This is a genomic window from Bacteroidota bacterium (assembly GCA_016720935.1).
Taxonomy (GTDB): domain Bacteria; phylum Bacteroidota; class Bacteroidia; order AKYH767-A; family 2013-40CM-41-45; genus JADKJP01.
The window spans coordinates 56,915-70,299 of the sequence record JADKJP010000001.1 but is presented as its reverse complement, the minus strand read 5'-3'; the positions used below and the strand labels follow the sequence as shown (position 1 = coordinate 70,299).

Genomic DNA, 13,385 nt, shown 5'->3' with positions numbered 1-13,385 from the left:
TTTTCTCCAGTAATAAAGACACTTCGAGCATTCGCTTTTCTTTGGGGGCAAAAGCGAACTGCGAACTCAAGGAAATTTTTGTCCTACAAGTTACCAATTTACTATTTGTTAGCTGATTTTTGCTGGTTTTCTTCGATCGGCCTTGCATGGCTTTATCAAAAACCAACCAAAGTGATTGAACGGGTTTCAGAAAGAAACAATTGTTCCGTTCCAAATCCTGCGTCAAAACATTTATGAATTGACCAAAACCCGTAATACTGGTGGATGCTCGGAACGAGGAACAGAGTTTTGACCACTTAAAGGCTAAGTTGAATCAGTTTTTTTGACCAGCAAAGGCAGCCGGAGTCATTCAAAGCGCTTCTGTAATGTTCCGGGCAACAGTCTGATGGAAAATGGTTTAGCATAAATCCTTCTGAAACATATAGTCCGGGAAGTATCATGAAGGTGGTAACCATGATTTGTTATCTAAAAAATGTTGAAAGCAATCCATCCATTTTAAGATTCTTCTCATGCGTCATTTTGGTGAGATTTCTCTCCCGAATTGATTCTTAACCGGAAATGTATTGGTACCCGGCAATTATTATAAAGTAAAGATCTCATCGCTCAAATGATCATTTATTCAGATAATGACGCAGCTGCATTATTGAACAGAGATGTTGATTTTATTGCATATCAAAACATTTTAAAGGATCTTGAATTGCCGATTCCCGGCAAGTCCAGACGAATTATGAATTAACTGTAAAGGAATGCTCCCGCCTTCTCAGGGTTTTGTATAATTCCTCTGTCCTAAAGCCTGAAGCCTCAGAATACGCGCTTCAATTATTACCACAAAGTGGATTTAAAACCGGCTTTTCAAAATACATGGATCCGTCATTAAAGATTGCACGGAAATTTGGGGAGCGCATCTTGCGCGAAATCCAGCAACTCCATGAAACCGGTATTTTTACTACCACGACAGACCCATGTTTCAACCGTCATGACCAAAGGCCGTGACAACAAGGTCGTACCTGAGGTACGTGCCCGGGTCAGCAGAATCGTTTATGAAAGCCTGAATGAAAACAGTGCGATGCTGAATTAGAAACAGATTATCTGTTTCTGTATTTCTTCCTTTTCATCTTCGACAATTTAAATAAGAAATTCCTTATGTTTGCAGAATCTATGAGAAAATGTTCTGCCCTTTTTCTTTGCTTTTGAATTGTTTCATATTTCTGCTGAATCCGGTATTTGCTCAGGAACCAAAAAAAATTGAGCTCCTGAATGCGGATGTCAGCGAATTTGATCAGAGCATCAATGCGAAAGCAACCCGTTTATTGGGAAATGTCGCATTCAAGCATGAAAATGCAATTATGCATTGCGATAGCGCTTATCTGTACCAGGATGAAAACAGGCTGGAAGCTTTTCAGAATATCAGGATTACACAGGGGGATACATTGACATTAACAGGGAAAAGATTACTCTACGATGGCAACACACGACAAGCACAGGTATTTGAAAATGTCGTCCTTGAGCGATCAACGTATGACCCAAGGACTCCCTGCCTGGATTATGACCTCGGAACAGATATCGCCTTTATAAAGACAGTAAAATATTGTCGCCGGCGAAAGCCCATTAACCACCGCCTTGGTTACTATTACAGCAATACCCACGATATGTATTTCCGTGAAGATGTATTGTTGGTGAATCCAAAATACAGAATGGAAGGCGATACACTTCGTTACAATACTCTTGATAAATCCGCCTACTTTCTTGGACCTACCTGGTTGCATTCAGCAAAAATGTGATCTATTGTGAAAGTGGTTGGTACAATACTATCAAGCAGACATCTTCATTTCATAAAAACGCTTATCTGCAAACTGAAACACAACTGTTGCGTGGTGATTCTGTACTCTATGACAGAAACTCCGGAATCGGCCGCGTCTTTGGAAACGTTTCAATTGAAGATACAACAAATAAAATTATTATCGGTGGAGATTATGGTGAACATCACGAAGTCACTGACTCCTCCTGGGTCACAGGACATGCATTGATGTCGCAGATTTTACAACAGATACTCTTTTTTTACATGCGGATACACTGCTCGCCGTTGGCGAAAAAATCAATGGAGATACTGCCGCATCTAAAAGAAACATGTACGCCTTCCACGATGTCAGACTTTTTAAACCTGATTTTCAGGGTTCCTGTGATTCACTTGTTTATAATTTCAGAGATTCAACAATCCGAATGTTTTATCAACCGGTACTTTGGTCGGGACTCAACCAGTTGACTGCTGATTCTGTTACTCTCCAGACCGCTAATTCCGAAATTACGCATATTCATCTGGTGAATAATTCTTTTATTACTTCACGGGCTGACAGTGTCTCCTGGAAATTCCGGACTCACTTAAATTCAATCAGATCAGGGGAAAACGGATGACTGGTTTTTGAAAAGAATGAGTTGGTTAGAATTAATGTAGAAGGAAACGGCCAGACGATCTATTACGCCAAGAATAAAAGAGAACAGAACTTCGCAGTAAACCGGGCAGATTGTAGTGACATGATCATTTTCGTGGATAAAAGCAAAGTGAAAACAATTACGCTGCAAAACGATCCCGACGGTACCATGTATCCAATTCATGAGCTTGCAACAACTGAACTTCGACTAAAAGGATTTTCCTGGCTTGAAAATAAGAGGCCAAAATCGAAAGCTGATCTTTTCTCTGCAGCGGACAGGAAATAATTTTTGTGGGCTCCGTTCCTGACTTACTCTTTCCTTAAACTAATTTCAGCTAGTCAGATATTCTTCCATGAATATTTTCAGGAGAATTAAAAAGTAGGATAACAATAACGGACCAAAAATAATCCCGGATACTCCAAACAATTGTAATCCACTAATCACTCCCACAATGGTGATAATCGGATGTACATCCGCGAATTTTTTCTGAAAAATAAACCTGAAAATATTATCAATGGTTCCGATGATCGCGACACCAAATATTCCTATTGCTATTCCCTGCCATGTTTGCCCTGCGGACAATTGATAAATGGCTGCAGGCAACCAGATCAGCATGGACCCGACCACCGGAAAAAAAGAGAAGAATCCTGTCATTACTCCCCAAAACAACGGATCAGGTAAGCCGAATATCCAATAACCGAGAGCTGCCGCCCCTGCCTGAATGATGGCAAGTAAAGGCGATCCTAATGCATTCGAAAATGTTTGTGATTCCAGCTCTTTCGAAAATCGAGAAAGCTTATCCTGTGAGAAAGGAAGGTAATCCTCTAATAATTTTTCCAGCTTTCCCGTATTGATGAGCATGTAGTAAAAAAAGAAAAACAAAAGCAGAATATTGGTAAGAATGATCATTGATTCCCCAAGAAAATTCGTGATGAATCCTGCAGCTTCCGACTGAAGTTTAGCGATGTTGCCAGTGGTCATAGCCGAAATCCGGTCATACGCTGAAAACTAATGTCCGCATCTTTCAGAACTTTCATGGTGATAGATCCTTCATTAAAAAAAATCGAGAGTTTCGGAATGATCATATAACTCATAGCCAAAATCGGAATCATCACCAGAACAAGAGAAAGTAAAATGATGGACATCGCTGCACGCCAGGGTTTCCATTTTCGTTTCTCCAACAATTTGCGCATCATTGGACGGAACAACACATAGAGAATTATTGCTCCAAGAATGGCATCCAGAAATGACCGAAGTGTATACCCAATGAGAGCGGTTGTAATTATTAATGCAACAAGTACAAACTGATGCGTAAATCTTTTCTTGATCCAATCTGAGGCCATAAAGAGAAATGATTGAGAGTGTAAAGATACGGATTGATTGAATATTTTATCTTTGAAAACTCATGGAAACACCAACACAAATACGTGTAGACAAATGGCTTTGGGCAGTCCGGCAATACAAAACCCGGTCACTGGCTACCAAAGCATGCGAACAAGGCAAAATTATCATTCAGGGACAAGCGGTAAAACCTTCCCGTCATGTTAAAATTGGCGAAGAAATTAAATTAAAAAGAACCGGATTGGTGAAAACACTGAAAGTCCTGAACCTGACTTCAAACAGGCTAAACGCGAAACTGGTACCTGAATATGCCGAAGATCTGACCCCACCGGAAGAAATCGCTGCTTACAAGGCAAGGGCATCAAGAGTTACTATTTTCAGGGATCCCGGAACAGGCAGACCTACCAAGCGGGAACGCAGGGATCTGGATGATTTTATGGGTGAATATTGATAAATGGCAGTTTTTCCTCATTCAGTTCTTTCAATAAAAATTGCTTCTCTGCGTTTTTGATTTGTTGATATTTTCTTGAAAAATCAGGTCTTTCCTGACCGGTTCCGTGACGTAGAAGACCTACTTTTGTGCTTCTCAAATCCCCGGAATTCCCCAAACATTTCCAAACTATGCGCAGCACTCAAGAATTGCAAAAAATTGCTTCTCAGGTGAGAAGAGATATTATCCGTCAGGTTACAGTCGCCAATTCCGGGCATCCTGGCGGTTCCCTTGGTTGTGCGGATTTTCTTGTTGGATTGTATTTCGGAATCATGAATCACAACCCGAAAGCTTTTTCGATGGATGGTAAAACAGAAGATCTGTTTTTCCTGAGCAACGGACATATTTCCCCTCTCTTTTATAGTGTTCTCGCGCGTTCAGGTTATTTTGAGGTCAAGGAACTTTCTACTTTCCGATTGATTAATTCCCGGCTTCAGGGTCATCCGGCTACACATGAAAAGCTGCCGGGAATCCGTGTTGCAAGCGGATCACTTGGTCAGGGAATCAGTGTCGCTATCGGAGCAGCGCTTACAAAAAAGCTGAATGGTGACTCCAGTACAGTGTTTTGCCTGTGTGGAGATGGCGAAATGGAAGAAGGTCAGATCTGGGAGGCAGTAATGTATGCCGGAGCGAAAAAAGTTGATAACCTTATTGTAACAGTGGATGTGAACAATCAGCAAATCGATGGCTCCATTGAACACGTTATGCCTTATGGTGATCTTCGACCAAAATTTGAAAGTTTCGGTTGGGAAGTTTTAACAATGGACGGAAACAACATGCAGGAAGTAGTGGACACTTTGCAAAAGCAAAATCCGGAACGGGAAAACAAAAACCGGTCATGATCCTGATGAAAACGGTAATGGGACAGGGTGTAGATTTTATGATGCATACTCATAAATGGCATGGTGTGGCTCCAAATCCGGAACAAACAAAAACCGCTTTGGCGCAATTGGAAGAAACGCTTGGAGATTTCTGATGCGTTCTGTCTCAGGTAATACAAATACAAACCGGGGGATTTTTCAAATCATACTTATTGAAAACTGTGCTTCAAAATAAAACCTTAAGACAACTTGCGATTTCACTTCTTCAGAAAAGAATGGTCGTGTTGTTTTTGTTTTTCTTTGTATGTACGTCGAACAATTATTCCCAGCAGGCAAAAAAACAAAAAACCCCTACCCTTACGCGGATCGAATTCCTTTTCGATGCTTCCCAAAGTATGTATGGAAGATGGCAAAGCGGTGCTAAAATTGATATCGCACGTTCACTGATGAACAAGGTTCTTGACAGTCTCCGCTACATTGACAACATTGAACTCGCTCTTCGTGTGTATGGTCATCAGAAACCTTATCCACCACAGGATTGCGATGACAGCCGACTGGAAGTACCATTTTCGAAAGGGAATATTTCAAGTATTCAGCAAGTATTGAAAAACCTGGTTCCAAAAGGAACAACACCAATAGCGAAATCACTTGAGTTATGCGGAAATGATTTTCCTCAAAGCCCATCCCGAAACATCATCATTCTTGTAACCGATGGAATTGAAGAATGTGGCGGCGATCCCTGCGCTATTTCCCAGGCTCTTCAGAAAAAAGGAATTTTTCTAAAACCATTTGTCATCGGTATGGGAATCGATGAAACATGGAAAAAAACTTTTGAATGCGTTGGCCGCTATTTTGACGCAACAAACGAAGTAACTTTCAAACAAGCCCTCGATGTGGTTATTTCACAGGCATTGAATTCCACCACCATGCAGGTGAATCTTCTGGACATGGCCCACAACCCAACGGAGACCAATGTCAACATGACTTTTTACGATCGCTGGAATGGAGAAATTAAATACAACTTTATTCATACCCTGAATTCAAAAGGTAATCCGGATACACTGGTGATTGATCCGTTGCCGATTTATAAAATTGTAGTACATACGATTCCGAGTGTTTCGCTTGACTCAGTTGTGCTGACACCCGGAAAACATACCATAGTTGGGATTGACGCGCCGCAGGGTTTCCTCACTCTGAAATTTGACGGCACTTCGGAAATTAAAAAACCACTTGCCGTTGTTCGCCAGCATGGTGAAATGAAAACTTTGAACGTTCAGGATTTTAATACAACGGAAAAATACATTGTCGGAAAATACGATCTCGAAATCCTCACCTTGCCACGAATCAATCTTGAAAATATCGACATCAGCCAGAGCAAAACCACAACCTTACAAATCCCGCGTCCGGGAATGGTGACCATCATCAGCAATAATCAGGGTTACGGTAGCCTATATGTGGAAGACAAAGGAAATCTCAAATGGATTTACAATCTCGATGACAATCTGAACAAAGAAACCATAGTCCTTCAGCCGGGAAAATATCACGTAGTTTACCGGTCTAAGAATTCCAAAGAATCCATTTATACCATTGAAAAAGATTTTTCCATTGTTTCTTCTGAATCCAATATTATTGTCCTGAATCAATAAGATCCACAAACTAAGAAATCACGACCCATGAAAAAATATCCATACACAGAAAAGAAAGACACACGTTCCGGTTTTGGAGCAGGATTACTTGAACTCGGAAGATCAAATCCGGATGTTGTGGCTTTGTGCGCGGACCTTACAGGTTCATTAAAAATGGACGCTTTTGAAAAGGAATTTCCAAATCGTTTTTTCCAGATTGGAATTGCCGAAGCGAATATGATTGGAATTGCAGCCGGTATGACCATCGGCGGGAAAATCCCTTTCACAGGAACTTTCGCGAATTTCTCTACGGGAAGGGTTTATGACCAGATCCGACAATCTGTGGCTTATTCGGATAAGAATGTGAAAATTTGTGCTTCCCATGCTGGGATTACCCTTGGAGAAGACGGAGCTACTCATCAGATCCTTGAAGATATCGGAATGATGAGAATGCTTCCCGGAATGGTTGTTATCAATCCATGTGATTTCAATCAGACAAAAGCAGCTACAATCGCGATTGCGAAACATCATGGTCCGGTTTACCTGCGTTTTGGCCGGCCGGTTGTGCCGAATTTTACACCAGCAGATCAAAACTTTGAAATCGGAAAAGCAGTTCTCCTCAATGAAGGTAGTGATGTTTCCATTTTCGCGACAGGCCATCTGGTCTGGAAGGCACTCGAAGCATGCGAAATTCTTGAATCAAAAGGGATTCGTGCTGAAATTATCAATATACATACGATTAAACCACTGGACAAAGCTGCAGTCTTAGCTTCAGTTCGGAAAACAGGATGTGCCGTTAGCGCTGAGGAACACCAAATGAATGGAGGTTTAGGTGATGCTATAGCTCAGGTGCTTGCTTCAGAATTCCCTTCTCCGCTTGAATACGTGGCTGTAAACGATTCATTTGGAGAAAGCGGTACACCGGAACAATTGATGAAGAAATACGGTCTGGAAGCCGAAAACATAGTACTAGCTGCTGAAAAAGCAATCAAGCGCAGAAAACCAGAACTGACACACTCCTGATCCATCCCCGAAAACTAGGGTTGCCGGGGTTTAAATTTTAGAATGACTGAATACACAGACCTCGAGTTGCTGGAGCAATTTCGGGAAGAATCTACCCGGCATTTTGCATTTAATTTACTGGTTCGTAAATACCAGCAAAGGTTGTATTGGCATGTCAGGAGGATCGTCATCGATCATGAGGATGCCAATGATGTAATTCAAAATGTTTTCATCAAGGTCTGGAAATCACTCCTTTCTTTTCGTGAAGATTCCCAATTGTATACATGGCTTTACAGAATTGCCACAAATGAATCCCTCACTTTCCTGAATCAGAAAAAAAAACGTTTTGCCATCCCATTTTCAGATGTTGAATACGAACTCTCCAATTCACTAGCCAGTGACCCCAATTTTTCAGGTGAAAAAATCCAGATGAAATTGCAACAGGCAGTTCTGAAACTTCCCACCCAGCAACGTATCGTTTTTAACATGAAATACTATGATGGAATGAAATATGAGGAAATTTCAGCGATTTTAGGGGTTACAGTAGGGGCCTTAAAAGCTTCTTACCATCATGCGGTTAAAAAAATCGAAAAATACCTCACCGGAAATTAAACCATTTCAGCTTTATTACATCCAAAGAAATTGAATACCTGAATGAAAAAATAATCAATCCATACACAACGAAAACGAAAAGCTTTCTCCTTTGCTGGAATCAATGAAAGATCAGCAAGGCTTTCGCGTGCCGGATGGTTATTTTGAAGAATTACCCGGTCTCATCCAATCTCAGATTCAACAATTACCTGATTTTGAAAAATCAGCTGTCGTTAATCCGTTTTCAGTTCCGGAAGGATATTTCGAACAATTGCCACTCGCGATCAGCAATGCAATTGAAGAAAAGAAAATTCGGTTTTCAGTTTGCGCACTTTCTTCGCGGTTCTTTTACGACCAAGGGTGACTATAGCATTCGCTTCCCTCCTGCTGATTTTCTTCATCAGCATACGGTTTTTCACCAGGGAGATTTCAGTTAGTGTACCGGCGACAGAATTCTCAATGCAGGATCTCGATAATTCACCTGTCCTTGATGAACTTGACGAATCTACTCTCATGGATCTTCTCGCAGAACAAAACCAGGACATTTCCGTAGAGGATCAGAATGATAACATCGAACAATACCTGATTGATAACGATATTGATATTTCACAATTAGAATCAAGATTATAATGAAAAAACAAATTCTACTCTTCCTTGGTGTTTTCATTCTGAACACTGCCGCTTTTTCTCAGGGAAACCCACCTCCTGTGAAAGAACGACTGGAATCCATGAAAGTCGGTTTTCTCACTGAACGGCTGAATTTATCTCCGGAGGAAGCCAAAGTTTTTTGGCCTGTTTACAACCGCTATCAGGATGAGCTCGAACAATTGCGGAAATCCAGAAGAGAAAACCTGATGAATGCCCGTTTGAATTTCGATGAAATGAGCGACGCGGAAGTAGAAAAAACCATTGATAACGAATTGATGTTCCGCCAGAGCGAACTGGATGTAATGAAGAAATACAATCCCCAGTTTAAAAAGGTTCTTCCTGTAAAAAAGGTGGCTAAACTTTTTAAAGCCGAAGAAGATTTCAAAAGAAAACTAATCGATATGATCCAGGATCGTAAGGATGAACGTCGCCAGGACAGAAGAGAATTACGAGGAAAATAACCCTACCCCTTGAAAGCAGAAAGGGCCAACAGTTTGTTGGCCCTTTTTATTTGATATTATGTCTCGTCCTGAAATAAGTTGACACAAAAGTTAACTTATATGAGAAACAAAGGTGCTTCGGCAAAAGAGAAAAGGACTCAACGGGATTATAGTTTAGCCTTCAAATTGCAAGTTGTAGATGAAGTCGAAAAAGGGCTTATTACGTACAAGCAGAGTCAAAAACAGTATGGTATCCAAGGAAAAAGTACGGTCTTGACCTGGTTAAGAAAACATGGTACATTAGACTGGAAAAGCAAAACGCCTGTGAAATCAAAACGACCCCCTAGATCACAAATCAGTGAATTGGAAAAGAAGATCAAACGATTAGAGGCAGAAAAAGAAATTCTTAACCGAGCCATTGATATCGCAGATGAAACTCTTGGAACTGATATCCGAAAAAAGTATTTGCTCCTGTCGTTAAAAGCTTCCGAGGAACAGGAGAAAAAAAGCGATCAACCAAACTGATAGCGACTGCACTTGGCTTTACCAGACAATATTTTTATAAGCTGGAAAATCAGACTGCACAGGAGGCGCAAAAGAAAATTGCAGTTAAAAAGCTGGTCGATCAATACCGTAAACTCTTGCCCAGATTAGGAACGCGAAAGCTGTATCATCTTTTTAAAGATCAGCTTAGGGAATTACAAATCAAATTTGGTAGAGATAAACTCTTTGATTTACTACGAGAACTGAATCTGTTGATTCATCCAAAACGGAGATATGTGCAAACAACAATGAGTAAGCATTGGCTTCGGAAATGGCCTAATCTGATTAAAGACATGACCATTGAAAAACCGGATCAGGTATGGGTAAGGATATCACCTATATTAAGACTGAAGAAGGAAATTGCTACTTGAACATGATCACAGATGCTTTTAGTAGAAAGATCGTAGGTTACGCAGTAGATAGAACTATGGAGACTTCCAGTATGATAGAAGCATTAAAAATGGCGGCTAATAATAAAATACACCAAATATCTACCATTCATCATTCAGACAGAGGATTACAGTATTGTAGCAAAGAGTACAGTGAGTTAACCTGGAAGAACAACATTCAATTGAGTATGACAGAAAACTCTGATCCCTATGAAAATGCGTTAGCTGAACGGATGAACAGAAGCATAAAAGAGGAATTTGGTTTAGACAGAAAGTTAAAATCACTGCAGCAGGTATGCGAATTGTTAAAAGAAAGTATATATTTATACAACACAATCAGACCACATCTGTCATTGAAAATGAAAACGCCAGAGGAAGTGTATTTAAATAAAAAATCCCGATTACCTCAGGCAATCGGGACCATTTAAAATTGTCAACCTATTTTAGGACGATTCATTAGTTCAAGCTACTTTCACTGTATACAATTCCTTTAGTTTTTCAATCACAAAATCAATCTCTTCTTTTGTATTGTACTTGCTAAATGAACAACGCACAGAAGGACGATCGACTTCTCCATAAATTGCCTTCAACACATGTGAACCCGCATTACTGCCTGAAGAACACGCGCTGCCACCGGAACATGCAATACCAGCAATATCCAGATTGAACAGTAACATTTCCGAATTTTCAGAAGGTGGAAAAGCGACATTTAATACGGTATACAAACTCTCATCACTGGCCGAATCACCATTGAACTGAATGCCCGGAATGTTTTCAACCAGCTTTCCAATCATGTATTTTTTCAGACCTAGAATATGTTGACGATGCTCTTCCATGTGACCTGTGGCCAATTCCAGAGCTTTTGCCAGTCCCACAATTCCATAAACATTTTCAGTGCCCCCACGCATATTTCTTTCCTGAGCTCCGCCAAAAATGAAAGGATGGATTTTTACTTTGTTGCTGATAAAAAGAAATCCAATTCCTTTCGGTCCATGAAATTTATGAGCAGCGCAGGTAATGAAATGAACATTTGTTTCTTTCACATCAATGGGAAAATGTCCCATGGTTTGCACCGTATCACTATGAAACAATGCATCATACTTTTTACAGAGTTCGCCCACTTCTTTCAAGGGAAGAACATTTCCCAATTCGTTGTTGGCATGCATTAAGGACACCAAACTTCTTTCGTTCGTCTTCAATAATTCTTCGAGATGATCCAGCTTTACTTTTCCTTTTTCATCCAGATCAACATAACTGAGTTTTATCTTTCCTTCTTTTTGCAATTCTTCAACCGTGTGCAAAACCGCGTGATGTTCGATTTTTGAAGTGATGATGTGACGAATTCCTAAATCGCGAACCGCACAGAATATCGCGGTATTGTCTGCCTCAGTTCCTCCCGAAGTAAAAAAGATTTCTGAAGGAGCTGCTCGAAGAATTTTCGCTACTGTCTTTCTGGAATTTTCAATCGCGGTTTTTATTTCCCTTCCAAAAGAATGTATGGAAGAAGGATTTCCAAATCCCTGCTTGAGAACAGGAAGCATCGCTTCATAAACTTCCTCATCGAGGGGCGTGGTCGCAGCGTTGTCGAGATAAACTCTCATGTGGCTAATACAGCTTTTGTGGGCAAGCCCGGAATTAACAATAAATTTTTATCAACGCATTGACTTCTCGCTGATCATGTCTTTGATGTCAAAATGATTTTTCGGCCAGATTTTCAGCAGTGGTCTGGCTTTGACTTTCCGCATAGATCCGGATAATAGGTTCAGTATTGCTTTTTCTGAGATGTACCCATTCCTTGTCAAATTCAATCTTCACTCCATCAATGGTGTTGATGGGTTGTTTTTTGTATTTGGACTGAATACCTTCCAGGATCTTGTCAACATTGATTTCCGGAGTGAGCTCAATTTTATTCTTTGAAATATAATAGTTGGGGTAAGTCGCTCTTAGCATGGAAGTTGTTTTTCCTGTTTGCGCAAGATGTGTCAGGAACAAAGCGATACCAACCAGAGCGTCACGACCATAATGCAATTCAGGATAAATGATACCGCCATTTCCTTCTCCACCGATCACAGCATGATTGGCTTTCATCGCTTCCACTACATTTACTTCACCCACCGCGGCGGCAAAATATTTGCCTCCCGCTTTTTCAGTGACATCACGCAGCGCACGTGTACTCGAAAGATTGGAAACAGTGTTTCCTTTTTTATGTTTCAGAATATAATCAGCGACTGCTACCAGAGTATATTCTTCCCCAAACATTTCACCATCTTCACACACCAGCGCGAGACGATCTACATCCGGATCAACAACAATTCCGAGGTGCGCGTTTTTCTTTTTTACTTCTTTGGAAATATCTCCGAGATGCTCCGGTAATGGTTCCGGGTTGTGAGGAAACTGCCCTGTAGGTTCACAGTACAATTCAATAATTTCTTCTACGCCAAGCGCTTTAAGCAATACAGGAAGCACAATGCCACCGGATGAATTCACGCAATCAATAACGATCCGGAATTTACGGGCTTTGATGGCTTTTACATCCACCAATGGCAGAGAAAGGATTTTCTCGATGTGTTTGAGGTGATAATGAGGCTCGGTTGTATACTTCCCGAGCTTGTTCACTTCCGCGAAACTGAAAGCATCCTCATTCGCGATCCGCAGTACTTCAGCACCATCGGCAGCTGAAATAAATTCGCCGAGGTTATTTAAAAGTTTTAAGGCATTCCATTGTTTGGGATTATGACTGGCAGTGAGAATGATCCCACCGTCAGCTTTCATATCCTTCACCGCCATTTCAACCGTTGGTGTTGTTGAAAGCCCGAGATAGATAACATCGATGCCAAGTCCCTTCAACGTACCAGCAACGAGATTTTGTACCATCTCTCCTGAAATGCGGGCATCACGGCCAAGTGCGACAACAGGTCTGCGATTACTTTTCGGTAAATTACCCATGAGCCAGGTGCCATAGGCCGCGGTGTACTTAACAATATCTACAGGTGTCAAACCTTCTCCGGGTTTCCCGCCAATTGTCCCTCTGATTCCTGAAATTGATTTGATGAGTGCCAAACTGA

At 40.9% G+C, this 13,385-nt stretch carries 15 protein-coding genes and 2 pseudogenes; 13 read left to right on the top strand and 4 right to left on the bottom strand.

Annotated features, from left to right (window positions below):
* The first annotated feature begins 696 nt into the window (after positions 1 to 696).
* The 4 genes from IPP86_00370 to IPP86_00355 all read left to right on the top strand — a co-directional run bounded on the left by IPP86_00370 (position 697) and on the right by IPP86_00355 (position 2,715).
* A complete protein-coding gene (locus IPP86_00370) occupies positions 697 to 993 on the top strand; it encodes a serine hydrolase (protein ID MBL0136966.1) in 297 nt (98 codons plus the stop codon).
* A 173-nt stretch (positions 994 to 1,166) separates the two neighbouring features.
* Complete coding sequence (locus IPP86_00365) at positions 1,167 to 1,781, top strand: hypothetical protein (protein ID MBL0136965.1); 615 nt, start codon at positions 1,167 to 1,169, stop codon at positions 1,779 to 1,781.
* Positions 1,778 to 2,263 (top strand): hypothetical protein, encoded by a 486-nt coding sequence (locus tag IPP86_00360; GenBank protein ID MBL0136964.1) that lies wholly within the window; start codon positions 1,778 to 1,780, stop codon positions 2,261 to 2,263. The genes IPP86_00365 and IPP86_00360 overlap by 4 nt, the downstream gene beginning before the upstream one ends.
* Positions 2,264 to 2,433: 170 nt before the next feature.
* The gene (locus tag IPP86_00355; GenBank protein MBL0136963.1) at positions 2,434 to 2,715 is read left to right on the top strand and encodes a hypothetical protein; all 282 of its coding nucleotides are present in this window, start codon (positions 2,434 to 2,436) and stop codon (positions 2,713 to 2,715) included.
* Between the two features lie 45 nt (positions 2,716 to 2,760).
* On the opposite strand, the gene IPP86_00350 is transcribed toward IPP86_00355, so the two are convergent.
* Positions 2,761 to 3,411 carry an AI-2E family transporter gene (locus IPP86_00350; protein MBL0136962.1) on the bottom strand — a complete coding sequence of 217 codons (651 nt, stop codon included), beginning with the start codon at positions 3,409 to 3,411 and terminating at the stop codon, positions 2,761 to 2,763.
* Positions 3,408 to 3,773 (bottom strand): hypothetical protein, encoded by a 366-nt coding sequence (locus IPP86_00345; GenBank protein MBL0136961.1) that lies wholly within the window; start codon positions 3,771 to 3,773, stop codon positions 3,408 to 3,410. Before IPP86_00345 ends, IPP86_00350 begins: the two co-directional genes overlap by 4 nt.
* A 62-nt stretch (positions 3,774 to 3,835) precedes the next feature.
* Here IPP86_00345 and IPP86_00340 point away from each other — a divergent pair, with 62 nt between their 5' ends.
* The 9 genes and pseudogenes from IPP86_00340 to IPP86_00300 all read left to right on the top strand — a co-directional run bounded on the left by IPP86_00340 (position 3,836) and on the right by IPP86_00300 (position 10,748).
* Positions 3,836 to 4,222: an RNA-binding S4 domain-containing protein gene (locus tag IPP86_00340; GenBank protein ID MBL0136960.1), complete on the top strand. Its 387-nt coding sequence runs from the start codon at positions 3,836 to 3,838 to the stop codon at positions 4,220 to 4,222.
* A 170-nt stretch (positions 4,223 to 4,392) separates the two neighbouring features.
* Positions 4,393 to 5,237, top strand: a pseudogene (locus IPP86_00335) (transketolase).
* A gap of 57 nt (positions 5,238 to 5,294) precedes the next feature.
* Complete coding sequence (locus IPP86_00330) at positions 5,295 to 6,728, top strand: VWA domain-containing protein (protein MBL0136959.1); 1,434 nt, start codon at positions 5,295 to 5,297, stop codon at positions 6,726 to 6,728.
* 27 nt (positions 6,729 to 6,755) lie between these two features.
* On the top strand, positions 6,756 to 7,730 hold the full coding sequence (locus IPP86_00325) for a transketolase family protein (GenBank protein MBL0136958.1): 975 nt from the start codon (positions 6,756 to 6,758) through the stop codon (positions 7,728 to 7,730).
* 42 nt (positions 7,731 to 7,772) lie between these two features.
* On the top strand, positions 7,773 to 8,321 hold the full coding sequence (locus tag IPP86_00320) for a sigma-70 family RNA polymerase sigma factor (GenBank protein ID MBL0136957.1): 549 nt from the start codon (positions 7,773 to 7,775) through the stop codon (positions 8,319 to 8,321).
* Positions 8,322 to 8,424: 103 nt separating this feature from the next.
* Positions 8,425 to 8,664: a hypothetical protein gene (locus IPP86_00315; protein MBL0136956.1), complete on the top strand. Its 240-nt coding sequence runs from the start codon at positions 8,425 to 8,427 to the stop codon at positions 8,662 to 8,664.
* On the top strand, positions 8,625 to 8,930 hold the full coding sequence (locus IPP86_00310; protein ID MBL0136955.1) for a hypothetical protein: 306 nt from the start codon (positions 8,625 to 8,627) through the stop codon (positions 8,928 to 8,930). Before IPP86_00315 ends, IPP86_00310 begins: the two co-directional genes overlap by 40 nt.
* Entirely contained in the window at positions 8,930 to 9,409 is a 480-nt protein-coding gene (locus IPP86_00305; protein ID MBL0136954.1) for a hypothetical protein, read from the top strand. The genes IPP86_00310 and IPP86_00305 overlap by 1 nt, the downstream gene beginning before the upstream one ends.
* A 99-nt stretch (positions 9,410 to 9,508) precedes the next feature.
* Positions 9,509 to 10,748 (top strand): annotated as a pseudogene (locus IPP86_00300) (IS3 family transposase).
* 33 nt (positions 10,749 to 10,781) lie between these two features.
* On the opposite strand, the gene IPP86_00295 reads toward IPP86_00300, so the two are convergent.
* Together IPP86_00295 and glmM are read right to left on the bottom strand one after the other, a co-directional pair.
* Positions 10,782 to 11,921 (bottom strand): cysteine desulfurase, encoded by a 1,140-nt coding sequence (locus tag IPP86_00295; protein ID MBL0136953.1) that lies wholly within the window; start codon positions 11,919 to 11,921, stop codon positions 10,782 to 10,784.
* Between the two features lie 88 nt (positions 11,922 to 12,009).
* Positions 12,010 to 13,380, bottom strand: a complete 1,371-nt coding sequence (glmM, locus tag IPP86_00290) for a phosphoglucosamine mutase (protein ID MBL0136952.1) — start codon at positions 13,378 to 13,380, stop codon at positions 12,010 to 12,012.
* Positions 13,381 to 13,385 lie beyond the last annotated feature (5 nt).